This is a genomic window from Robertmurraya korlensis (assembly GCF_023715225.1).
Lineage (GTDB): Bacteria > Bacillota > Bacilli > Bacillales > Cytobacillaceae > Robertmurraya_A.
In genome coordinates this window covers 124,653-147,585 of sequence record NZ_JAMBNS010000011.1, presented here as the reverse complement: position 1 = coordinate 147,585, position 22,933 = coordinate 124,653, and the positions used below count along the sequence as shown (strand labels likewise).

The following is a 22,933-nucleotide window of genomic DNA, read 5'->3' as shown; positions in this document are numbered from 1 at the left end:
GTATTATAACAATGAGGACATAAACGAAGGGAGAGGTTTTTACAATGACAAATGAAAGAGTAAGAGAGTTACAGGAAAGCTGGGAAATGGATGCGCGTTGGAAGGGGATTGAAAGACCGTATTCTGCCGAAGAAGTTATTAAATTAAGAGGATCGATTGATATTGAACATACATTGGCACGAAGGGGAGCAGAAAAGCTGTGGAAGCTTGTGAAAGAAGAAGACTTCGTCAATGCACTAGGTGCATTAACGGGTAATCAAGCGGTTCAACAGGTGAAGGCGGGCTTGAAGGCCATATACTTAAGCGGCTGGCAAGTGGCAGCAGATGCCAATCTTTCTGGACATATGTATCCAGATCAAAGCTTGTATCCAGCCAACTCTGTACCAAGTGTGGTAAAGAGAATTAATCAGGCGTTACAAAGGGCAGACCAAATTACTCACTCGGAAGGGGACGATTCGATCGATTGGTTTGCACCGATTGTCGCGGATGCGGAGGCTGGGTTTGGTGGACAACTGAACTGTTTTGAATTGATGAAAGGTATGATTGAAGCAGGAGCGGCGGGTGTTCACTTCGAAGATCAACTATCTTCTGAGAAAAAATGTGGTCATCTAGGTGGAAAGGTACTCCTGCCAACGCAAACCGCTGTACGTAACCTTATTGCGGCACGTCTTGCTGCTGATGTAATGGGTGTTCCAACTGTACTAGTCGCAAGAACAGATGCCAATGCAGCGGATCTCATTACGAGTGATGTGGATCCAGTGGACGCTCCGTTTATTACCGGTGAAAGAACGCCAGAAGGATTTTTCCGTACGAAGGCTGGACTTGACCAAGCCATTGCTAGAGGGTTAGCATACGCACCTTACGCAGATTTGATTTGGTGTGAAACATCGGAGCCAAATATTGAAGAAGCACGAAGATTTGCCGAAGCGATTCATGAGAAATTCCCTGGAAAGCTTTTAGCATATAATTGTTCTCCATCGTTTAACTGGAAAAAGAAGCTCGATGATGACACGATTGCAAAGTTCCAAATCGAGCTTGGTAAGATGGGCTACAAATTCCAGTTTGTTACGTTAGCTGGTTTCCATGCCCTAAACCACAGTATGTTTGAACTTGCTCGTGGGTATAAGGATCGTGGAATGGCGGCGTATTCAGAGCTTCAGCAAGCAGAATTTGCTAGCGAAGAAAATGGCTATACGGCTACAAGACATCAACGAGAAGTGGGTACAGGTTACTTTGACCAAGTCTCAATGGTGATTTCTGGTGGTACTTCTTCCACAACGGCTTTAAAGGGGTCAACGGAAGAAGAGCAGTTTACTGCAACAAAGTAAGAGGCTTCAAACTTGATTTACACCTTTATTTGTAAACCTCCATTTCGTCCTTCTCTTTCTTATGAAAGGGGAGGAATTTTTTTGTCCTTGCAATTGGGTTATACTTTAGATATGAACCATTATTGGGGGATCTACATACAAATTTAAGGAGGAGGGATGATATATGCGACCTGATATTGATGAATATCTTCAGCAAGGGATTCACGGAAAAAAGGAAATCAATCCAGATGAAAGACGCCGATATTTAGGAAGCTTACGAGAACGTGTTGTTATTGCCCTAAAACAATCACAGCTGATTGAACCAGGCATCTATCCAGAGGTGGAGGCAGCTCTAAAAGAAAATAAAAAAGCGCATCTCTATTTAAATGGCAATATGACCTACGAGTATTTGTCTAAGTATAAAAAGGTAGCCGATCAGTATGGTGTTGAGTATACGCTTGTGACAAATAAAGAATATGACTCGGAACTGGGGCTTGTTCTTGCCTATGATTACGCAATCGATAAGGAAAGCATTTATGTTGAAAAGAAAATAATCATAGAATCTACTCCAAAGAAAAAGGGATTCTTCGAAAAGCTATTTGGCAATTAACTTGGCAGTCGCGAAATGTGTACTGCTTTTTTCAATAAAGATTAAGAAAGATAAAATACTGAACTTTGAACAGTGTCTAGCTCCAGCGCCTAGCTCATCGGTGGAATAATTTAATGCCATTATTCCTTGGTCATAAGCCAAAGCCCTCCAGAGGTCAGGACCTCTTGCGGTCTCCGTCTTATGCCTGTCGGAGCTAATCAAGGCGCTTCCGCTTTTAATATCCCTTTGCCCAAAGCCTAAAACTTTGATATCATCAGTGTATTATTGTGTGAAAAGTTCAAAAAAATTTATGGAGGTGAGAGGATGTCAAGAATATCCATTGAAGAGGTAAAGCATGTGGCGCATTTAGCGAGACTTGCTATTACTGAAGAAGAAGCTGTGAATTTTCAAAAACAGCTAGATGCCATCATTACATTCTCGGAGCAATTGAACGAGCTTGATACAGAAAATGTGGAACCGACATCCCATGTTTTAGATATTAAGAATGTATTAAGAGAAGATGTTTCAAAAGAAGGCTTGCCACAAGAGCTTGTCTTAAAAAATGCACCAGATCAACAGGACGGACAAATCAAAGTTCCGCCGATTATTGAGTAAGGAGGGACCATATGAGCTTATTCGATCAAAAAGTATCTGATCTTCATGAACAGTTACATAAAAAAGAAATTAGTGTTTCAGATCTTGTAGAAGAGTCGTATAAAAGAATAGCAGAAGTTGATACCCAAGTCGCTGCCTTTTTAACATTAGATGAAGAGCGAGCACGAAGCCAAGCCAAAAAACTAGATGAAAAGCTAGGAACGGACGAAGCAAAAGGTTTGCTGTTTGGTATGCCAATTGGAGTTAAAGACAATATTGTAACGAAGGATTTACGTACAACAGCCGCAAGCCAAATTCTACATAATTTTAATCCAATCTATGATGCTACCGTTGTGAAAAAGCTTCAGGAAGCAGAAACGATTACGATTGGGAAATTAAATATGGACGAGTTTGCCATGGGATCGTCAACGGAAAACTCTAGTTTTAAAAAGACGAAAAACCCATGGAATATTGAGACCGTTCCTGGTGGATCTTCAGGTGGGTCAGCAGCAGCCGTAGCAGCCGGTGAGGTTCCATTTTCACTAGGTTCCGATACAGGTGGATCGATTCGTCAACCTGCTAGTTTTTGTGGAGTGGTTGGTTTAAAGCCTACTTATGGACGAGTATCTCGTTTTGGGTTAATTGCTTTTGCTTCTTCACTCGACCAGATTGGTCCAATTACTAGAACCGTCGAAGACAATGCCTACGTTTTACAGGCCATTGCTGGTGTGGATCCAATGGATTCGACGTCTGCGGATGTTGAGGTTCCTTCGTATGTGAACGCCTTAACAGGTGATGTAAAAGGGCTGAAGATCGGTGTTCCAAAGGAATATATCGGAGAAGGTGTGAACCCAGAGGTTCGTGAATCTGTCCTTAAAGCTCTTGCAACACTTGAAAAGCTAGGAGCCACTTGGGAGGAAGTTTCTTTGCCTCACTCGAAGTATGCTCTTTCAACATATTACCTATTAAGTTCTTCCGAAGCGTCAGCAAACCTAGCACGCTTTGACGGAGTCAGATATGGCTATCGTTCGCCAAATTCGAACAACTTAATGGACCTGTACAAAAACTCAAGAGCAGAGGGCTTTGGAGATGAAGTGAAACGCAGAATTATGCTTGGGACCTTTGCTTTAAGCTCAGGCTATTATGATGCGTATTATAAAAAGGCACAAAAGGCACGTACATTGATTAAAAAGGATTTTGAGGATGTATTTGCGAAATATGATGTAATCGTTGGACCAACAACACCAACACCTGCTTTTAGAATTGGTGAAAAAACAAGTGATCCACTAACGATGTATGCTAATGATATTTTAACCATTCCAGTAAATCTTGCTGGGGTACCTGGAATTTCTGTGCCATGTGGTTTTGATCAAGGACTGCCATTAGGTTTACAAATTATCGGTAAGCACTTTGACGAAGCAACTGTCTACCGTGTAGCTCATGCATTTGAGCAGGCGACAGACTTCCACAAGCAAAAGCCAGGTCTGTAAGGGGGATAAGAATGGAATTCGAAACGGTAATTGGACTTGAAGTCCATGTAGAGTTAAAAACAGAATCAAAAATCTTCTCTGCAAGTCCCAATCATTTTGGTGCGGAACCAAATACGAATACAACGGTAATCGACCTTGGGTATCCTGGGGTTTTACCTGTACTGAATAAGAAGGTTGTTGACTACGGAATGAAGGCTTGTATGGCCCTGAACTGTCAGGTCGCAACCCATACAAAGTTTGATCGTAAAAACTACTTTTATCCAGACAACCCGAAAGCCTATCAAATTTCTCAATTTGACCAACCGATCGGTGAACATGGGTTTATCGAAATAGAAGTAGATGGTTATAAAAAGAAAATCGGCATTACAAGAATCCACTTAGAAGAGGATGCTGGAAAGCTAAACCACGGAAATGGGTATTCCCTATGTGACTACAATCGTCAAGGAACCCCTCTTATTGAAATCGTATCTGAGCCGGATATTCGTACAGCAAATGAAGCTTATGCTTATTTAGAAAAATTAAAATCGATTATTCAGTATACAGGCGTATCTGATTGTAAGATGGAGGAAGGCTCCTTACGTTGTGATGCGAATATTTCGATTCGTCCAGTGGGACAAGAGGAGTTTGGGACAAAGACCGAGTTAAAGAATTTAAATTCTTTTAACTTCGTTCGCAAAGGAATCGAATATGAAGCGAAGCGTCAGGAAGAAGTGATCAGAGCTGGAGGAGAGATTCAGCAGGAAACACGTCGTTATGACGAAGCAACGAATACCACTTTATTAATGAGGGTAAAAGAAGGTTCGGAAGATTATCGTTACTTCCCTGAACCAGATTTAACGGATCTGTATATTGATGAGGATTGGAAGGCTCGCATTTCTGCAGAAATTCCTGAGCTTCCAGATTCAAGACAGAAGCGTTATACCGAAGAGTGGGGATTACCTGCGTATGATGCGGCTGTATTAACGGTGGTAAAAGAAACGGCAGATTTCTTTGAAGCGACTGTAGCAGCAGGTGCCGATCCGAAACAAGCTTCCAACTGGATCATGGGTGAGTTATCGGCCTACTTGAATGCAGAGCAAAAGGAGCTTGCTGACGTAGCCCTAACTCCTGAAGGACTAGCTGGTATGATCAAGCTCATTAGCGATGGAACCATTTCTTCTAAGATTGCGAAGAAGGTATTTAAAGAGCTTGTTGAAAAAGGCGGAAGTGCTGAGAAAATTGTCAAAGATCAAGGTCTTGTACAAATTTCTGATGAAGGTGCTCTCCTAAAAGTCATTGCTGAAGTTCTTGATGCCAATCCGCAATCCATTGATGATTTTAAAAATGGGAAGGAAAAGGCGATTGGTTTCCTTGTTGGTCAAATCATGAAAGCAACAAAGGGTCAGGCGAATCCACCATTAGTAAACAAGCTGTTACAACAAGAGATTCAAAAAAGGTAAAAAAATAGACCCTAACGAAGAAGAGGATTTTTGCTCCATATACGAGCAGGGATCCTCTTTTCTATTTATGCAAGAAAAAAACACAGTGTAATTTTTAAGGAACAAGTATTTTTCAACGGGAAACAAATCTCTTTCATCAAGATGTATATTCAAACTAATCTTTTCCAACTAGAATAGGAGTTAGTAAGTCATTTACTATTTTAGGAGGATGTAAAATGAGTAAAGGCATTAAAATTGTTACAATTGGTGGAGGTTCAAGTTATACTCCAGAATTAGTTGAAGGTTTTATTAAGCGCTATCATGAACTTCCTATACGTGAACTATGGCTTGTTGATATCGAGGCTGGGAAAGAAAAGTTAGAGATTGTCGGAAATTTAGCAAAAAGAATGGTAGAAAAAGCAGGACTTCCAATTGAAGTTCACTTAACTTTAGATAGACGTGAGGCACTAAAAGATGCAGATTTCGTTACTACTCAATTCCGAGTAGGTTTATTAGATGCTCGTATTAAAGATGAAAGAATTCCACTTAAATATGATGTGATCGGTCAAGAAACAAATGGACCAGGTGGACTGTTCAAAGGTCTTCGTACGATCCCTGTTATTCTAGATATTTGTAAGGACATTGAAGAGCTATGTCCAGACGCATGGCTTGTTAACTTCACAAACCCAGCAGGAATGGTGACCGAAGCCGTTCTTCGTTATTCCAATATCAAAAAAGTAGTTGGGTTATGTAATGTGCCAATCGGTATTCAAATGAATATTGCTAAGATATTAGATGTAGATTCAGACCGAGTTAAAGTTAATTTTGCTGGTTTAAATCATATGGTCTTTGGCTTAGATGTATTCTTAGACGGAAAGAGTGTAAAAGAAGAAGTCGTTGAAGCGTTAGCGAATCCAACTGCCGAAATGACAATGAAAAACATTCGTAACCTTGCTTGGGAAGCTGATTTCGCTCGTGGTTTAGGCGTGATCCCTTGTCCGTATCACCGTTATTACTACAAAACAGATGAAATGTTAGCAGATGAAAAACGTGCAGCGGAGAACGAAGGAACGCGTGCAGAAGTAGTAAAAGCTTTAGAAACAGAACTGTTTGAGTTATACAAAGACACAAATCTAGACATCAAGCCACCTCAATTAGAAAAGCGTGGCGGTGCTTATTATAGTGATGCTGCTTGTAGTTTAATCAATTCTATTTACAATGACAAAGGCGACATTCAACCAGTTAATACTAGAAACAACGGAGCCATCCAAGGAATTCCTGATGATTCAGCTGTTGAAGTAAACTGTGTCATCACAAAAGATGGCCCTAAACCAATTGCAGTTGGAGAACTTCCTGTGGCTGTTAACGGATTGGTTCAACAAATCAAATCCTTTGAAAGAGTGAGCGCTGAAGCTGCGGTTACTGGGGATTACAAAACGGCTTTACTAGCGATGACTATTAACCCTCTTGTACCTGGAGATAAAGTAGCTAAAGAAATCTTAGATGAAATGCTTGAAGCACACAAAGAGCATTTACCACAATTCTTCACAAAAGTTGAAGCATAGGTTTTAAAGGGATAGTTCTGGGACGGAACTATCCCTTGTTTTATCATCTCAACAAGTTTATATGATAAAAAATGATTGGGACAGTATCAAATTTAACGATTTTAATCAGTTTTGTTTTATTGTAGGGGATTGGAAATCTATTTTTGTAGATATATAGCACTGGAGTGAATGATTAACATGTATAAATTGCTTGCTATTAATATTGATAAAACTTTACTAAATGATCGAAAGGAGATAACAAAGGAAGTAAATGAAGCAATCCAAGCAGCTAAACGAAAAGGGGTCAAAGTGGTTATTTGCACAGGAAGACCTATCGGAGGGGTGCATGGTTTCATTGAAGAACTGGATCTTCATAACGAGTTTGTTATTACATTTAACGGGGCACTTGTTCAGCATTCAGAAACAAAGGAAGTGTTGTTAGAAAAATCATTGACACATGAAGACTTAATGACACTCTACAAAGTCAGTCAGGAGCTAGAGACATCCATGCATTTTTCTGATTCTCAAAGCATTTACACTCCGAATAAGGATATTAGTCCATATACCGTTTTAGAATCGTTTGTGAATAGTGTGCCATTACATTATCGTGAAATGGAAGAAGTACCATCAGATATTTTAATTCCTAAAGTAATGTTTGCTGGAGATCCTGAGCGCTTAGATGAAACGATTGCTTCGATTCCTATAGAGCTTAAGGGAAAATATACGATGGTGAGAAGTACTCCTTACTTTTATGAAATTTTACATCCGAGTGTGAGTAAAGGAAATGCCGTAAAGCTCCTTGTTGAAAAATTAGGAATTGCTCGTGAAGAAGTGATTTGTATTGGAGACGGCGAGAATGATTTAACCATGATTGAGTATGCAGGTTGTGGCGTAGCGATGGCGAACGCTGTACCCACCGTCAAAGAAATCGCACAGTTCCATACACATTCTAATAATGAGCATGGAGTTGCCTATGCAATTGAACAATTAATTTTAAACAATAGTGCAAAAAATGCGGTAGTAAAACAATAACAAAAGACATAACCTATTAAACATATAAAATAGGTTATGTCTTTTAATTTATGAGTTTTAGTTAGGCTTTTTGTTGGAGAAGGTCTGCCCCTTTTTTGAAAACTGTTTTGCGAAGGAAAGGAACCACCCAGTAATCTAAGCCGTAACGTCCTGCATTGAATCCGGCAGTAAGAATAATCACACCCATTAGAATATCTGTAGGGTTATGAGATACAGTACCAGCTAGCATGAAAGAGAAGTTCATCACTAGACCAAAGAACATAGCAGCCGTTGTAAAGCAGCCAAGAATTAATCCTAAACCAACTAGAAATTCACCCCAAGGTACAAGGAAGTTAAATAGATCCACGTTCGGTAGAGCGACACCTTCAAGGAAAGATACATACCAGCTATACACAATTCCATCTGGACCAGCGACAGGGTTTGCAATAGAACCTTTTAAAAATCCAGAAGCATCAAAACCACCACCAGTTATTTTGCCCCAGCCAGCTGTCATCCAAGCGTAACCGAGATACACACGTAATAAAGTAAGAAGCGCTGCAGAAATCTTGTTTTCTCTTAAAAATTGATTAAACATAAATGATTCCGCCTTTCAAAATGGATTTAATAAATGATTACACTCATAATATACAATCTTGTAATAGTGAAAAGAATCATTTTGTGAAACATTTCACAAATTGGTTGAAATCTTTTGAACGAATTGTTAACAATGCCCATTTTTTAGATTTCAATTATTACGCCTTTTGCTGAAGAATCGTTGCATTCTTTTTAATAAATGTTTTGCGAAGGAAAGGAACCACCCAATAATCTAAACCGTAACGTCCTGCATTGAATCCGGCGGTAAGAATAATCACACCCATTAAAATGTCTGTAGGGTTATGAGATACAGTACCAGCAAGCATGAAAGAGAAGTTCATGACTAGACCAAAGAACATAGCAGCAGTTGTAAAGCAACCAAGGATTAATCCTAAACCAACTAAAAATTCACCCCAAGGTACAAGGAAGTTAAATAGATCCACATTCGGTAGTGCCACACCTTCAAGGAAAGAAACATACCAGCTATACACAATTCCATCTGGACCAGCGACAGGGTTAGCGATAGAACCTTTTAAGAATCCAGCAGCATCAAAACCACCAGTTATTTTGCCCCAGCCAGCTGACATCCAAGCGTAACCGAGATACACACGTAATAGAGTAAGAAGCGCTGCAGAAATCTTGTTTTCTCTTAAAAATTGATTAAACATAAATGATTCCGCCTTTCAAAAATGATTTTGATTAATCATTACACTCATAATATACGATGTGACCATAGTAATAACCATAGGGATACACATAAGTTCACAGTTTGTTAAAAGCTTATTGACCGAAGTGTGAACTATGTCACTTTTATGAACAACATGAATAGACAAGTTTAGTGGAAATAAGTATGTATTTCCCAGGAAAAGAGTATTTCCGACAAAAAAACAACCCATTCGCTGTCGAATGAGTTGTTCAGTAATCGTTATTTCTCTTCTTTTAACAAGGCAATACTTTCATTAAATTCTTTTTCAATTTGATCGTTTTGTTTATATGTCAGGATGCTGACAATAATCACCACAATCGCATTGAGGATGAAGCCAGGAACAATTTCGTATAAATCAAAGATTCCACCTTCAGCTTGTTTCCAAACAATCACTGTAATGGCACCCGTGATAATACCTGTAATGGCACCCCAGTTCGTCATCTTTCTCCAGAAGAGACTGAGGATAATGACAGGACCAAAGGACGCACCAAATCCTGCCCAAGCGTATGCGACAAGTGAAAGAATCGTATTGTCTTGATCGAGGGCTAATAATAGGGCAATAACAGCCACTGTTAAAACTGCTAATCTTCCTAATAAGACATAATGCTTGTCGGTCGCTTCTTTCTTTAATAGTACTTTGTATAAATCTTCAATAAGAGCACTGGAAGTAACAATGAGCTGAGATGAAATCGTACTCATGATCGCGGCTAAGACAGCAGCTAAAAGGAAACCGGCAATGATCGGATGAAACAAATATTGTCCAAGTTCAATAAAGACGGCTTCAGGGTTAGAAAGGGTTAACTCAGGATTTTTCTTAAAATAAGCAATCCCAATCATTGCTGTAAGAATGGTTCCAATGAGAGAGAAAATCATCCAGGTCATCCCGATACGGCGAGCACTTTTTATTTCCTTGACCGTTGTGATGGCCATAAAGCGAACGATAATATGTGGCTGTCCAAAGTATCCTAATCCCCACGCCATAGCAGAGACGACTCCAATGAAGGTAGCACCTTTTAATAAATCCAAAAAGTTTGGATTGACCATTCGAACGGTTTCGAACGTTTCAGCAGGTCCACCAGTTGAAAATACACCTATAATAGGGACAAAAATAAGTGCGAGTAGCATCATAACACCTTGGATAAAATCGGTGTAACTAACGGCTAAAAAACCACCGAATAATGTATAAGCGATAACAACCGCAGATACGAGGAATAATCCTGTATGATAGCTAACTCCGAAAGAACTCTGAAAGAATACGCCTCCAGAAACCATTCCGGAAGACACGTAGAATGTAAAGAATACGAGAATAACAACACCTGAGACGATACGCAAAAGTTTGGTTTGATCTTTGAAACGATTTTCTAAGTAACCTGGAATGGTAATTGAATCATTTGCTACCTGAGTATACGAGCGAAGTCTTGGAGCAACAAGGACCCAGTTTAGGTAAGCGCCGATTGTAAGACCAATCGCAATCCAAGCATCTACGAGTCCATTGACGTAGATCGCACCAGGTAATCCCATGAGGAGCCAACCACTCATATCCGCAGCACCAGCACTGAGTGCGGTCACGGCAGGGCCTAATGATCTTCCACCAAGCATATAGTCTGTTAGATTACTAGTTTTTCGGTAGGAATACCAACCGATCAATAGCATTCCAGCCATGTAAATAGCAATGGATATAGCCTGATATACTTCATTTTCCATATGTATTTTTCCCCCTTTGTTATAGTGAAAAACTAATGGTTAAAATATATAAAATATTCTATCATTATTATGCAGAAGTGACGATATTTATTTGTTCGAAATAAATCGTGAAAGGGTTAACAAAATTGTTATACTAAGGATCCCTTAAAATGGTCATTCGTATAATAATTCATTAGTTTGAAATAGTTATAAAAAATTCAATCAAACGTTTGATTGAATTTTTCTGAACTTCATTTTATAGGTTTAGGTGGGATTCGGTCATCCTTAAGCTTTTTATCATTAATTTTTAACTCCGTAGAATTTAAATAATTACGGATATTGGTACGGTGCAAAAAGAATAGGAGAAGCAAAAATAAGAAAAAAATAAGATCAATATGATAGCCTTCCTCAAATAAAGAGTATATCAGCATGGCGATCCCAACGGATATCGAACCAAAAAATACATATTTTGATACAAAAATAACGATGAAAAAGGTAAGAAATGTGACTAGAAATAAAACAGGATTATAAACGATTAAAAAACCAGCAGTGGTCGCAATGGCTTTTCCTCCGCGAAACCCTGCAAAGATTGGAAAACAATGCCCGATTACCGCCAGTAATCCTGCATACAAAGGATCGAAATCGGAATGAAGCAGAATTGGTAAATACGTCGCAAGGGCCCCTTTCCCGACATCCACGAGGAGAACAATGATTCCTGCCTTTTTTCCAAGAACTCTAATGGTATTAGTAGCACCTGGATTGTTGCTACCGAGCGTTCGAATATCCACTTGATAGAGCCATTTTCCCACTAATAATGCGGTTGGAATGGAGCCAAGTAAATAGGCTATGATAAGTAGTTCATACTCCATAGAATTCCTCCTTACATTTAATTGTTATTATGTCTAAATTTTACCATATTTTTATCGGTGCGGTTAGAGTGGAGATTTTTACTTTTACCTATCTCCATGATATGATAGATTGTCAACAAATTTGCAGGAATGTAAGCAGTGAGATATGATATTAATGTTAAATGATGGAATCGGCATCTGAGTATACATACTAATAGAAAAAGAACCTTATTTTTTGAAATAGGATGATGAAAATGAAAAGAGCAAGAATTATTTATAATCCTACCTCGGGAAGAGAAGCCTTTAAAAAGCAATTGCCAGAGGTACTGCAAAAGCTAGAAATGGCCGGTTATGAGACTTCTTGTCATGCAACAACAGGTGCAGGTGACGCGACCCAAGCGGCTAAAATTGCCGTCGCTCGAAAGTACGATCTGGTCGTAGCAGCAGGTGGAGACGGGACGATTAATGAAGTGGTGAACGGACTTGCTGAGCAAGAGTATCGTCCAAAGCTTGGGGTCATTCCAGTTGGAACCACTAATGATTTTGCAAGAGCTCTGCATATCCCACGGGACATTGAAGCAGCAGCTGATATTATCGTTAAGGGAGATACGATTCCTGTTGATATTGGACGTATCAATGACAAGTATTTTATTAATATTGCTGGTGGTGGCCGTTTAACGGAGCTAACGTATGAGGTACCAAGCAAACTAAAAACGATGCTTGGGCAACTGGCTTATTACTTAAAAGGAATTGAAATGCTTCCTTCTATTCGTGCAACAGATTTAAGTATTGAATACGATGGCAAGCTTTTTGAAGGAGAGGTCATGCTGTTTCTTGTCGGGCTAACTAATTCAGTAGGTGGCTTTGAGCGACTGGCTCCGGATGCTTCGATAAACGATGGTATGTTTACTTTATTAATTTTAAAGAAGACAAACCTTGCTGAATTTATCCGCATCGCCACGTTAGCTGTACGCGGGGAGCATGTAAATGACCCACATGTTCTTTATACAAAGGCTAACCGTATCAAAGTTCACTCCGAGGAAAAAGTTCAGCTCAATCTGGATGGAGAATTCGGAGGTCTTCTACCTGCGGAGTTTGTGAATCTATACCGTCATTTAGAAGTGTTTGTTCCGATTGATCAAATACGTGAGCAGGACCGACCAGCGGAAGGTTGGAATGTTTCAGGAAACTAATCACTGCACAGGTGGTTAGTTTCTTTTTGTGATTTCGTAACTGAGAGGGAGTTATGATACAATTTTTCATATCGAAAAAGGATAAAGGAAGTAACCAATGACAAAAACAATACCCGTCCAAAAAAATGATTATATAGAAGTTGTATTCGAAGATTTAACCCATGACGGTGCAGGAGTAGCGAAAGTAGATGGCTATCCGTTATTCGTCAAAAATGCACTGCCTGGTGAAAAAGCAAAAATCAAGGTGATTAAGGTCAATAAGGGATATGGGTTCGGTCGTTTAGAGCAAATCCTTGAACAAAGCCCATACCGTGTGGACGCCCCATGCCCCATTTATAAAGAGTGTGGAGGCTGTCAACTTCAGCATTTGAGCTATGAAGGACAGCTGTTAGCGAAGGAAAAGCAAGTAAGAGACGTCCTGACCCGCATCGGCAAGCTAGAAAATGTAAAGGTTCATCCGGTATTAGGCATGAGTGAGCCTTGGAGATATCGAAATAAAGCACAAGTTCCTGTAGGTGAGCGTGAAGGTGGCTTGATTGCGGGTTTTTATCAGCAGCGCAGCCATGAAATCATCAATATGGAAGCTTGTATGATCCAGCAGGAAAAAAATGATGAGGTCGTTCAGGCAGTAAAAAGAATCTGTACGAAATATGGAGTCACGGCCTATAACGAGCAGCGTCATAAAGGAACATTACGGCATATCATGGCTCGCCATGGACAAGTCACGAAGGAAGTCATGGTGGTACTTGTGACACGTACCTCGGAGCTCCCAAACAAGGAAAAAATCGTTAAAGAGATCCTCGAAAGTGTTGAAGGGGTTAAGTCGATCATCCAGAATGTTAACTCAAAGAAAACCAATGTCATCCTTGGTGACGAAACCCGTGTGTTATGGGGAGAAGAGGTCATCTATGACTTAATTGGCAATGTCAAATTTGCGATTAGCTCAAGATCGTTTTACCAAGTGAATCCAGAGCAAACGAAGGTACTTTATGACCAAGCCCTTTCTTATGCTGAATTGACTGGTGAGGAAACCGTGATTGATGCTTATTGTGGAATAGGCACGATTTCGCTGTTTCTCGCACAAAAGGCGAAGAAGGTGTACGGGGTTGAAATTGTCCCTGAGGCTATTGCGGATGCGAACCGTAATGCTGATTTAAATGGGATTGATAATGTAGAGTTTGCGGTAGGTGAGGCAGAGGTTGTAATCCCTAATTGGTATAAGGAAGGGATCGTTGCGGACGTACTTGTCGTGGATCCGCCACGTAAAGGCTGCGATGATGCATTGCTACAAACCATTATTGAGATGAAGCCGAAGAAGGTTGTTTATGTGTCTTGTAATCCAGCTACTTTGGCAAGGGATTTGAGAGTGCTTGAGGATGGTGGGTATCGCACGGTTGAGGTTCAGCCTGTTGATATGTTTCCACATACGACACATTGTGAGGCGGTTGCGCAGATCGTTCTAAATGTAGAAGGAGCCTAATAAAAGGCTTCTTTTAATTTTTATCTTTTCTCAGTTGATCGATAAAAAATGCTGTTTCCCGAATCTGGGACCATGAGGGAACGCTCTTATCGGTTGGGAGATTAGGTTAAGCACCCTATCTGAAAATAGACGGAAAAATTCCGACTAAGCTGTAAATAAAATAAAAAATGGTCCTAATAAACGGAGATATTCCGCCTATTGGCTCAAAAAAGGTGAAAATGGGTAGTTTTCCTTTGCATAACCGGAAAATCTCCCCTTATTTGCCCTGAAATGAGCTTCATTTTGTATCTAACCGGAAAATCTCCGCTTATTATACTTCTGCTAGGTTTTACATAAAATAGAAGCTCAAAAAGATTGAGCTTCCTCGGATGCCAAAGATCTAGTCTCCTTATTGGTTAGCAACACTAGCCTTCACTTCATTAGGAGAATCATTGGTTGATTTGGTCCAGAACCAAGTTAATACGATTCCTAACGCTAATATGACAGTAGAAAAGTAGTAAGGGTAGTTAATATCTAGATCAAATAACACTCCGCCAATAATTGGACCACTAATGTTTGCTAAACTGGTAAACATGGAGTTCATTCCACCAATAAACCCTTGTTCATTCCCGGCATTATTGGATAGATAAGAGGTAACTGCTGGTCGAAATAAATCGAACCCTACAAAAACAATAAATGTTACCAGTAATATAGTGAAATACGAATGTGCGACCGTCATTAAAAAAACAAGCAGTGCTGACAAAATTAAACTGTATCTTATGAGCTTAATTTCTCCCCAAATACGAGTTAGCTTATCAAACAAAATGACTTGTGAAACAGCACCAAAAATGGCTCCACCTGTAATAACAATAGCTATATCTGATGGTTGAAAATGAAATTTATGATCCACAAATAAACTAAAGAATGATTCAAACGCAGCTAAACCGAAGGATGTAATAAATATTAAAAGAAACGCATAAGAGTACTTCGGTGCAAAAATTCTTTTGACACTAACCTGACCTTCTGTTTCTTTCTCATTATGTACCTCTGACCGGTCTGGCTCAGATAATAAGAAAATCGAAAGAACAGCAGCCAATGCACCTAGTCCGCCTGCAAAAAAGAACGGAATACGTGTACCAAACTCCGCTAAAAATCCACCAATTCCCGGACCAATAATAAAACCTGTACTTATTGCGGCTGACATATAACCAAGTGCTTTTGGACGAGTTTCTAAATTTGTTATATCTGCAATAAATGCGGTCACTGCTGGCATAATAAATGCTGCACTAACCCCTCCAAGCATACGAGATATAAAAAGAATTTCAATTTCTTTTCCCATTCCAAACAAAAATTCTGAAGCACCAAAGATAAATAACCCTATGATAATCATTTTTTTTCTTCCAAACTGATCTGCAGCTTTTCCTGCCATCGGTGAAACAACTAATTGAGCAATGGCAAAAGCCGCTGTTAAATATCCAACAGTTGTTCCAGTGATGCCTAGCTCATTCATTAGCGTTGGTAAAACGGGGATGACTAAACCAATCCCCAAAAATGCAATAAATAAATTCAATAGCAATAATCCTAAGGTGACTTTATAGGCCTTCATATACATTCTCCTTAAAAAGGGTGATTACGGTAAATCCTCTTATTGTTTACAATTTTCATCCTAATCTATATAGTAACTATATAGTCAAGGGCGGTGTATGTATAAATGAGCAAAAAAGACAGTAAATATTTATCGACAGGTGAATTTGCAAAGCTTTGCAAAGTAAATAAACAAACATTATTTTATTACGATCAAATCGGACTATTATCACCCATATTAAAAAATGAAAAAGGGTATCGTTTTTACTCCATTCATCAAATTGAGTTGTTTTTTGTTATTGATTTATTAAAGGATCTTGGAATGTCATTAAATGATATTCAAACATACATGCAAAATAAATCTCCTGAAAGCTTTCTGTCATTGATGTATCAAAAGAAGGAGGAAATTGTAAAAAAGCGGAGAGATATTGAGATGAAGGAAAAAATGATCGATGCTAATATAGCGTTAATGGAACAAGCATTTCATCTTGATTTTCACCAAGTGACGTTTGAACAATTACCTGAAGCAACTCTTTATCTAAGTAGAAACATTGAAGATGTAACTGATAAAGAATTTATAGAAGTCGTATCAGATTTTATTAATGAATTGAGCACTTCTCAGCTCGATTCAGGATATCCAATTGGCAGTATGACCAAACGGGAAAATGTACTAAAGGGAGAATTCTCTAATTATAGTTATTTATATATTGAACAACCGAATCCGAAAGAAGGCTATCCTTATTTTCAAGCGGTAAAAGGGGACTTTCTCATTGGATATCATATCGGGGATGAGACAACCATTAATGATACATACAAGCGACTTTTTTCAGAAATGGAACGGTTAGATTTATCCTTAGGAGATTATGTTTTTGAAGAATTTATCTACGATTCAATTGTAAAAAATAATAAGGAAGAGTATGTCACCAAAATAATGATTCAAGTTAAAGAAACTTAGTTTCATAAATTGGTCTATCTAATTAAGGAGGAATACCCACTCCTTTGTCTGTTTCTAATTTTATAAAAGACAGTTTTATTGAATAAGAGTTTGGTTGTTTGTGGTTTAGGCTCGTGCTAGTAAAATTCTTTTTCAGAATGGGAAGGTGTCAAAATGAATATTGAAGAAGAAATCATAATTTCTCCATTAAAGGATGAATTAATTGAGGACATCAATAAAACAAGTGATTATTTTAAGGTGTTTGGTAAGGTTGTACCCAGTTTTCAATCAGGAAAATGGTCTTTTGAAGAGGAACTATTTGATGAAACTAAAGAAATTCGTTTCCCAGATGATAAACTTGATTGGAGCCGATATATAAACCGTGAAGATAAAGCTCTATTTTTAGCTTATAAGAATCATAATTGCATTGGGCAAATTAGAATAATTAAGGCTTGGAATCGCTTCTGTTATATTGAAAATATCGCTACAAAAAAAGAATTTAGAGGGTATGGAATCGGGAAGTTGCTCTTAACTAAAGCGGAAGAGTGGGCAAAACAAAGAAAACTTATCGGAATGTCTCTAGAGGCTCAAGATGATAATCTTGGAGCGTGCAGGTTTTATGTGAAACAAGGATTCATACTAGGTGGAGTTGACACATTGAAACAGTCATATAATCCAAATATAGAAACCACTTTGTATTGGTATAAGTTATTCAAGTAACGGGAGCATTGATCCAGGAAGGATTAATATGCCTTATTGGTTTCTATCTGCTATATTAATTTACTGCGTATTTCGTGAAAAAGAAATTGAAGAAAAGGGATAGTCATAAACTTAGCTTCTACAAAAAGGGTCTTGATCTAAAGGATTATGGCCTTTTATTTTTGACTTTACAAAATCTGTTATTGAACAAACGAAGCATGTTTGTTGAATAATAATTGGCAATAAAAAGGAATTATCATTACTTTTCTAGAATCTATCTTGAAATACAATTTAGTTTGAAAGGGGAAACATATGAAATTAAAAATTATAAACAGTGTGCGAACTAATAATTTTAATGATGACCTGTTGCTCCATAAGATTACAAAATTGTGGGAGCAGGCATCAAATGATCTGACTAACCAAGTAGTCACTAAATACGGAGTGTATCATAACTATGAGAGTGACTATAAAGGGGATTATTCTTTAAGTATCGCTATTGAAGACAATAACAGTGAACCTTTACTGGAATTACCGAATCACACAAAATATGAAATCTTCAAAGTAGATACAGGAGAAGTTCAGGGGGTTGTCAACACTTGGAGGAAAATATGGGAACGTGAAAATGCTGGCACATTGGGTAGGGCATACTCCTATGATTTTGAGAAATATTACCCCGATGGTGAAATTGAGATTTACATAGCATTAAAATAGCTTAAATTTGTTCAATAAACGGGGCATTCCTTTAAGAAGGGATGCTTTTTTTACTATAGAACTAACTTGGCAGGTGTGCGGCCGAGCCTAGGTCGTATCATATAGCGGGTGGGATTCCCGCCGAGTAAGAAATTTCCATTCGCTCGTAGCGAGTTTTGGAGGACTAGAGGTAACTCTAGTCTTTAAGCGTAGACAGATAGGTGGCTGGCCGAAAGCCAAATGGTTGAAGGAATTGAGTTTCCCCCCTCACAAAACCGTGCTTGCGCTATTAACGCACACGGCTCCTCCTAGTTATCATTCACAGATATTGCTAATCTTTTAGGTTCAGATATTGCTAATTCTGCTATCCTAACTAGTCTTGTATCCATTATTATTTTTTCCTACCACTGTGTGTAGTTAATGTGTCCCTAGTAAGAGTGATAAATGGTAGCTAGCCTTTCCTCCATCGGCATTACCCAACTTCATTGGTATTACGCTACTATCTGACTCCCTAAATCGGCGTTTGGAAATTAATTTGAAAATAATATATTCATTTTTGTACATACTATGTAAAAAACTAAAGGAGTATTGAGAAAAAATGGAGCATAAACCAAAACTTGTTTCTTCAGAAGTTGCGGCATTATGGGGGGCTTATATGCAAAATTCCATGGCTATTTGCATAATTCAGCATTTTCAAAGTGTAAATGAAGATCAAGACTCCACAAACATAATCCAAACTGCCTTAACTGATTGTAATTTTGTTGTATACGAGGTTAAAAAAATATTTGAAATGGAGAATCATGCGCTCCCGATAGGATTCACTCAAGAAGATGTAAACTTAAAAGCGGGAAGGCTTTATTCAGACCTTTTTACCTTACGCTATATAAAATATATGGCTGCCGCTGGAACTGCCGCTGCCGCTGCATTACTTGAAGTATTAGCAAGAAATGATGTCAGAGATCTTTTTTCAATTGTTTCTCAAAGGTTTATGCAACTATATAACAATTCCTGTGACTTGCTACTTCAAAAAGGGGCATTTATTCGTTCTCCAACCATCCCACCAATGAGAAAAGCGGAATATCTTCAAGATGATTCCTATTTATCAGGGTTATTAGGGAAGCATCGCCCACTTACCGTGGTGGAATTAGCTCATATTTCTAAAAACACTGAGATGAACTCAATTGGAAGAACGTATGTTACAGGGTTTTCTCAAGTTGCTCAATTGCCTGAAGTGAGAAAATATATGGAGAGAGGCGTAGAAATAGCTGCAAAGCATGAGACCGTGTTTCGAGAAATATTAATTGAAGACGGTGTTCCCTTACCGAGTTCTTGGGATTCAACTATATCGGAATCAATCGATCCACCATTTTCAGATAAGTTAATGATGTTTCACTCAAACAGCCTGACCGCAATTAGTGTAGCGGGATATGGGGCTGCAATAGGAGCTAGTCTTAGAAAAGATTTGGGCGGACATTACACAAGACTAATGGCTGAAATACTTCAATATGCAAATGATGGTGTGAAATTAATGATTAAAAACAGATGGCTTGAGCAACCACCACAAAATGTGGACAGAGAAGCATTAAGGAATAGAAGTGTTTAACGACAAACCAAGTTACTAACTCAGCAATTTGTATTGCAGGTCGCTCCTAATTTTAAAACATTGTGAATTAATCGATATTGTGTTTTATCTCAGTCTCTTCCCGTTGATTAAATGAATTGACTACTCGTATATACTTACTCTGCTCATTTAAATAATGGATCGTACCCTTTGTGATTTCATAACGTGCCTTTTTATAGTACGTTACAGTTGCTGAGAGATAATATTCCATAATTCACTATTAAAGCTACTTGGTGAATCAATCTAAAATGTCTCGACCCGTTGGTATCACTGGGTCGAGACGTTTTTTTTATTTGATGGAATACTACGTGAAACTTCTATTAACACTAATCGGCCTTTGTAAACACCACGTATCACACCAATTTGTAGAGATGTAGAAAAGGGGAATGTCGACGTTATGACTTAATGGCTCACGCTCTAAGACTTCATGTGACAACTATATTAAGCTTGATTTTCTAGTTTGTGAAATGATGTACTTAAAGTAAAGGAACAGGATTATTAAACAAATAATTAAACAGGAGGGATTAATGTGAAAAGCTATTATGCTATATTCTTTTGCTTAGCAATTACATTACATAATTTAGAAGAAGCCTTATGGTTACCAAAATGGTCTCAGTTTGATTCATCCTTTCAAAAAACAGTAACACCTAATGAATTTCATTTTGCAGTGTTAATCATTACTGCACTTGCATATTTAGTGGCTTTTCTGTATTTAAATTTTTTAGAATCAAATATATTTAAGTGGGCATTCATTGGATTTATGGGCTCCATGATTTTTAATGCAATTTTTCCGCATCTAATAACTACATTATTAATGAAAACATACGCTCCTGGTTTAAGTACAGCTCTACTATTAAATGTACCAATCAACACCGTTATACTTTTTAAATTACATGATTTAAAGTTGGTTAGTTCTAAAGAAATAGTTGTATCAACAGTTGTAATTGGAATAATTTTATTAGCTATGATTCCACTTTTGTTTATGTTGGGAGGAAATTTACTAAATTATTAATCGAATAAAATCTTTCAATGTGACTCACTTTTTTAACCTAAAGTAGGTTAGTGTAGAGTAACAATCAAGCTTAGTAATGAGTTCATAAATACTGCAAAAACAATTTTGCAAACACTCAACATATGAAACAATTAACTTAAATTAACGGGATGATCCTAGAGGGATTAGGATAGAGGGCATTCCTTAGATATTTGGCTGCATATGATAGTTTTAGCAATGATATATGGACTAGGGTGCGATCTATAATAGGTAGCACTCTTTTCTCTTTTTGTACAAACGGGACAGGTTTATGGAATAAGCATCCTAACTTTAAATTCCATTTTATGTTAATATATAAGAGGTAGAATTCTAGAAGTGGAGGTGTTCCCTTGGAATTGAAAATCTTAATAAAGGACTATACGAAAGATAGTTCAATGAATTATTTTGAAGTTTGTTTAATCCAAGATGGTAACAAGATAACTTCAGCAAAACCTTTAAATTTAATTGAAGTTATTTCTAGAATTAATTTCTTGATTTCACATTATAAATTGAACAATCAAGATAAAATAATTTATACATACTATGATGAACAATTAAAAGAACTACTATCAGTAGAAAAAACTATAGCTAATTATAAAGATATTGTTTAGAAGGAAGTGAACTTATGTCACGTCCTTTTATTTTTTGCTACTTGAATTATTGAAAAATAGGAGCAGGATAATTAAAAAAGAGTTGTTGCTATAAAGGGATAATAAGAAGAGGGAGAGGGATAAATGTTTCCTACATTAGAGACAGAAAGATTAGTGCTAAGAGAAATATCAAAGGAGGATGCAGAGGCGATATTTGCTTGTTTTTCAAATGTAAATGTAACACGTTATTACGGGCAAGATACGTTAGAAAATATAGAACAAGCAGAAGCATTTGTTAACTTCTTTGCTAATAGTTTTAAGGAGAATAGAGGGATTCGTTGGGGAATAGAACTAAAAGGAACTCAAGGATTAATTGGTACTATTGGATTTAACGCTTGGTCCCCAAAGCATAAAAGAGCAGAGATAGGTTATGAGGTACATCCTAATCATTGGAGAAAGGGATACACCTTTGAAGCCATATCTAAAGTAATTGAACACGGATTTGATGAATTCGGTTTAACTAGGATAGGTGCAGTTGTCTTTACAGATAATGAAGCTTCTAATAAGTTGTTAACCAAAATGGGATTTTTAAAAGAAGGTGTTCTAAGGGATTATATGTATCAAAATGGAGAGGCATATGATACATATGTGTATTCATTACTTAAATATAATAGAGAACGTTCTTCAGCCAATGGGGACGAGAGTTAAAAGTAAGGATTGCTGCGAAGATCTTTTCCCTTATAGTAGAAAAGGGGAGTTTAGTTAGGTAAGAAGTGCATAAAAAAGACTCCTACATTTAGGAAGTCTAATTTTGTTTGCTGTCTTGCTTTATCACGAACACTACCGCCCAAGAAATCACTAATGAGATTGCAGGGAAAATAAAATTCCAAGATGTATAACTGATTTCGTGTTCAGGGTAATAGTGTTTCATATACCAAGTTTCATATAAAAGATTCAGAAATAAGGTTATGAAGGGTCCAATCACTCCTTTCTTAGTAAAGGCAGATACTAAGACACCTAACCCAATAACTATTAAAGGAACAATGAATAACTGCATTATAAATGGGTCTATTGATTCTATAAATTCCATATTTTCACACTCTCCTCTCTTACCATTATTATACAACATTAAGTGTAAATTTACACTTTTATCAACAAATTATTTTAAACAAAAACAACAAACTTTACGAAAACAGCCTTTAACTAATCGTAAGAAGGAATTACTTATTAAACTGAAGGGGGAATTCCTTAAATAAGGGATGTTTTTGCTTATATAACAATAGGTGCAGGTTAGTTAAATTAGAAAGATAAATTTTAAGCAATATAAATGATAGAATTATAATATGGAA

22 protein-coding genes are annotated in these 22,933 nt (G+C 37.7%); 16 read left to right on the top strand and 6 right to left on the bottom strand.

The genetic code is table 11. From position 1 onward, the window contains the following. Window positions 1-44: 44 nt before the first annotated feature. The 7 genes from aceA (at window position 45) to yidA (ending at window position 7,974) form a co-directional block, all read left to right on the top strand. Window positions 45-1,328 (top strand): isocitrate lyase, encoded by a 1,284-nt coding sequence (gene aceA / locus M3175_RS18960; protein WP_251522477.1) that lies wholly within the window; start codon window positions 45-47, stop codon window positions 1,326-1,328. A gap of 163 nt (window positions 1,329-1,491) precedes the next feature. After that, window positions 1,492-1,917 carry a YueI family protein gene (locus tag M3175_RS18955; RefSeq protein ID WP_251522475.1) on the top strand — a complete coding sequence of 142 codons (426 nt, stop codon included), beginning with the start codon at window positions 1,492-1,494 and terminating at the stop codon, window positions 1,915-1,917. A gap of 303 nt (window positions 1,918-2,220) precedes the next feature. Then, window positions 2,221-2,511: an Asp-tRNA(Asn)/Glu-tRNA(Gln) amidotransferase subunit GatC gene (gatC, locus tag M3175_RS18950; RefSeq protein WP_251522473.1), complete on the top strand. Its 291-nt coding sequence runs from the start codon at window positions 2,221-2,223 to the stop codon at window positions 2,509-2,511. Window positions 2,512-2,522: 11 nt separating this feature from the next. Further along, window positions 2,523-3,980 (top strand): Asp-tRNA(Asn)/Glu-tRNA(Gln) amidotransferase subunit GatA, encoded by a 1,458-nt coding sequence (gene gatA / locus M3175_RS18945; RefSeq protein ID WP_251522471.1) that lies wholly within the window; start codon window positions 2,523-2,525, stop codon window positions 3,978-3,980. An 11-nt stretch (window positions 3,981-3,991) separates the two neighbouring features. Further along, entirely contained in the window at window positions 3,992-5,419 is a 1,428-nt protein-coding gene (gene gatB / locus M3175_RS18940) for an Asp-tRNA(Asn)/Glu-tRNA(Gln) amidotransferase subunit GatB (RefSeq protein ID WP_251522469.1), read from the top strand. A 215-nt stretch (window positions 5,420-5,634) separates the two neighbouring features. Next, a complete protein-coding gene (locus M3175_RS18935) occupies window positions 5,635-6,963 on the top strand; it encodes a 6-phospho-beta-glucosidase (protein WP_251522467.1) in 1,329 nt (442 codons plus the stop codon). A gap of 177 nt (window positions 6,964-7,140) precedes the next feature. After that, window positions 7,141-7,974, top strand: coding sequence for a sugar-phosphatase (yidA, locus tag M3175_RS18930; protein WP_251522464.1), 834 nt, complete (start codon window positions 7,141-7,143; stop codon window positions 7,972-7,974). Window positions 7,975-8,035: 61 nt separating this feature from the next. Here the strand turns inward: yidA and M3175_RS18925 are convergent, their stop codons facing one another. From M3175_RS18925 to plsY, 4 genes are all read right to left on the bottom strand, one after another. Then, window positions 8,036-8,548, bottom strand: coding sequence for a DoxX family membrane protein (locus M3175_RS18925; RefSeq protein WP_251522462.1), 513 nt, complete (start codon window positions 8,546-8,548; stop codon window positions 8,036-8,038). Window positions 8,549-8,705: 157 nt separating this feature from the next. Then, the gene (locus tag M3175_RS18920; protein ID WP_251522460.1) at window positions 8,706-9,215 is read right to left on the bottom strand and encodes a DoxX family membrane protein; all 510 of its coding nucleotides are present in this window, start codon (window positions 9,213-9,215) and stop codon (window positions 8,706-8,708) included. Between the two features lie 257 nt (window positions 9,216-9,472). After that, entirely contained in the window at window positions 9,473-10,957 is a 1,485-nt protein-coding gene (putP, locus tag M3175_RS18915; protein WP_251522459.1) for a sodium/proline symporter PutP, read from the bottom strand. Between the two features lie 230 nt (window positions 10,958-11,187). Next, window positions 11,188-11,805 (bottom strand): glycerol-3-phosphate 1-O-acyltransferase PlsY, encoded by a 618-nt coding sequence (plsY, locus tag M3175_RS18910; RefSeq protein ID WP_251522457.1) that lies wholly within the window; start codon window positions 11,803-11,805, stop codon window positions 11,188-11,190. A 233-nt stretch (window positions 11,806-12,038) separates the two neighbouring features. On the opposite strand from plsY, the gene M3175_RS18905 reads away from it, so the two are divergent. Together M3175_RS18905 and rlmD are read left to right on the top strand one after the other, a co-directional pair. Next, a complete protein-coding gene (locus M3175_RS18905; RefSeq protein WP_251522455.1) occupies window positions 12,039-12,977 on the top strand; it encodes a diacylglycerol kinase in 939 nt (312 codons plus the stop codon). A 97-nt stretch (window positions 12,978-13,074) separates the two neighbouring features. Beyond that, window positions 13,075-14,457, top strand: coding sequence for a 23S rRNA (uracil(1939)-C(5))-methyltransferase RlmD (rlmD, locus tag M3175_RS18900; RefSeq protein WP_251522453.1), 1,383 nt, complete (start codon window positions 13,075-13,077; stop codon window positions 14,455-14,457). Between the two features lie 388 nt (window positions 14,458-14,845). Here rlmD and norA read toward each other — a convergent pair whose 3' ends face one another. Then, complete coding sequence (gene norA / locus M3175_RS18895) at window positions 14,846-16,042, bottom strand: multidrug efflux MFS transporter NorA (RefSeq protein WP_251522451.1); 1,197 nt, start codon at window positions 16,040-16,042, stop codon at window positions 14,846-14,848. A gap of 105 nt (window positions 16,043-16,147) precedes the next feature. On the opposite strand from norA, the gene M3175_RS18890 reads away from it, so the two are divergent. From M3175_RS18890 to M3175_RS18860, 7 genes are all read left to right on the top strand, one after another. Continuing rightward, window positions 16,148-16,975 (top strand): MerR family transcriptional regulator, encoded by an 828-nt coding sequence (locus M3175_RS18890; RefSeq protein WP_251522449.1) that lies wholly within the window; start codon window positions 16,148-16,150, stop codon window positions 16,973-16,975. Window positions 16,976-17,128: 153 nt separating this feature from the next. Beyond that, window positions 17,129-17,674 (top strand): GNAT family N-acetyltransferase, encoded by a 546-nt coding sequence (locus tag M3175_RS18885; protein ID WP_251522447.1) that lies wholly within the window; start codon window positions 17,129-17,131, stop codon window positions 17,672-17,674. Window positions 17,675-17,965: 291 nt separating this feature from the next. After that, window positions 17,966-18,364 carry a GyrI-like domain-containing protein gene (locus M3175_RS18880; RefSeq protein WP_251522445.1) on the top strand — a complete coding sequence of 133 codons (399 nt, stop codon included), beginning with the start codon at window positions 17,966-17,968 and terminating at the stop codon, window positions 18,362-18,364. Window positions 18,365-18,941: 577 nt separating this feature from the next. Then, window positions 18,942-19,946 (top strand): DUF3231 family protein, encoded by a 1,005-nt coding sequence (locus tag M3175_RS18875; RefSeq protein WP_251522443.1) that lies wholly within the window; start codon window positions 18,942-18,944, stop codon window positions 19,944-19,946. A gap of 547 nt (window positions 19,947-20,493) precedes the next feature. After that, complete coding sequence (locus tag M3175_RS18870; RefSeq protein WP_251522441.1) at window positions 20,494-20,976, top strand: HXXEE domain-containing protein; 483 nt, start codon at window positions 20,494-20,496, stop codon at window positions 20,974-20,976. A gap of 368 nt (window positions 20,977-21,344) precedes the next feature. Beyond that, on the top strand, window positions 21,345-21,605 hold the full coding sequence (locus M3175_RS18865) for a hypothetical protein (RefSeq protein WP_251522439.1): 261 nt from the start codon (window positions 21,345-21,347) through the stop codon (window positions 21,603-21,605). Between the two features lie 123 nt (window positions 21,606-21,728). Continuing rightward, window positions 21,729-22,292 carry a GNAT family N-acetyltransferase gene (locus M3175_RS18860; protein ID WP_251522437.1) on the top strand — a complete coding sequence of 188 codons (564 nt, stop codon included), beginning with the start codon at window positions 21,729-21,731 and terminating at the stop codon, window positions 22,290-22,292. A gap of 97 nt (window positions 22,293-22,389) precedes the next feature. On the opposite strand, the gene M3175_RS25705 is transcribed toward M3175_RS18860, so the two are convergent. Then, entirely contained in the window at window positions 22,390-22,641 is a 252-nt protein-coding gene (locus tag M3175_RS25705; protein WP_503328613.1) for a DUF2651 family protein, read from the bottom strand. Window positions 22,642-22,933: the final 292 nt, after the last annotated feature.

Bases quoted from the DNA above. Each gene is read 5' to 3' on its own strand.
- aceA (WP_251522477.1), top strand. From the start codon at position 45: ATGACAAATGAAAGAGTAAGAGAGTTACAGGAAAGCTGGGAAATGGAT.
- M3175_RS18955 (WP_251522475.1), top strand. From the start codon at position 1,492: ATGCGACCTGATATTGATGAATATCTTCAGCAAGGGATTCACGGAAAA.
- gatC (WP_251522473.1), top strand. From the start codon at position 2,221: ATGTCAAGAATATCCATTGAAGAGGTAAAGCATGTGGCGCATTTAGCG.
- gatA (WP_251522471.1), top strand. From the start codon at position 2,523: ATGAGCTTATTCGATCAAAAAGTATCTGATCTTCATGAACAGTTACAT.
- gatB (WP_251522469.1), top strand. From the start codon at position 3,992: ATGGAATTCGAAACGGTAATTGGACTTGAAGTCCATGTAGAGTTAAAA.
- M3175_RS18935 (WP_251522467.1), top strand. From the start codon at position 5,635: ATGAGTAAAGGCATTAAAATTGTTACAATTGGTGGAGGTTCAAGTTAT.
- yidA (WP_251522464.1), top strand. From the start codon at position 7,141: ATGTATAAATTGCTTGCTATTAATATTGATAAAACTTTACTAAATGAT.
- M3175_RS18925 (WP_251522462.1), bottom strand. From the start codon at position 8,548: ATGTTTAATCAATTTTTAAGAGAAAACAAGATTTCTGCAGCGCTTCTT.
- M3175_RS18920 (WP_251522460.1), bottom strand. From the start codon at position 9,215: ATGTTTAATCAATTTTTAAGAGAAAACAAGATTTCTGCAGCGCTTCTT.
- putP (WP_251522459.1), bottom strand. From the start codon at position 10,957: ATGGAAAATGAAGTATATCAGGCTATATCCATTGCTATTTACATGGCT.
- plsY (WP_251522457.1), bottom strand. From the start codon at position 11,805: ATGGAGTATGAACTACTTATCATAGCCTATTTACTTGGCTCCATTCCA.
- M3175_RS18905 (WP_251522455.1), top strand. From the start codon at position 12,039: ATGAAAAGAGCAAGAATTATTTATAATCCTACCTCGGGAAGAGAAGCC.
- rlmD (WP_251522453.1), top strand. From the start codon at position 13,075: ATGACAAAAACAATACCCGTCCAAAAAAATGATTATATAGAAGTTGTA.
- norA (WP_251522451.1), bottom strand. From the start codon at position 16,042: ATGAAGGCCTATAAAGTCACCTTAGGATTATTGCTATTGAATTTATTT.
- M3175_RS18890 (WP_251522449.1), top strand. From the start codon at position 16,148: ATGAGCAAAAAAGACAGTAAATATTTATCGACAGGTGAATTTGCAAAG.
- M3175_RS18885 (WP_251522447.1), top strand. From the start codon at position 17,129: ATGAATATTGAAGAAGAAATCATAATTTCTCCATTAAAGGATGAATTA.
- M3175_RS18880 (WP_251522445.1), top strand. From the start codon at position 17,966: ATGAAATTAAAAATTATAAACAGTGTGCGAACTAATAATTTTAATGAT.
- M3175_RS18875 (WP_251522443.1), top strand. From the start codon at position 18,942: ATGGAGCATAAACCAAAACTTGTTTCTTCAGAAGTTGCGGCATTATGG.
- M3175_RS18860 (WP_251522437.1), top strand. From the start codon at position 21,729: ATGTTTCCTACATTAGAGACAGAAAGATTAGTGCTAAGAGAAATATCA.
- M3175_RS25705 (WP_503328613.1), bottom strand. From the start codon at position 22,641: ATGCAGTTATTCATTGTTCCTTTAATAGTTATTGGGTTAGGTGTCTTA.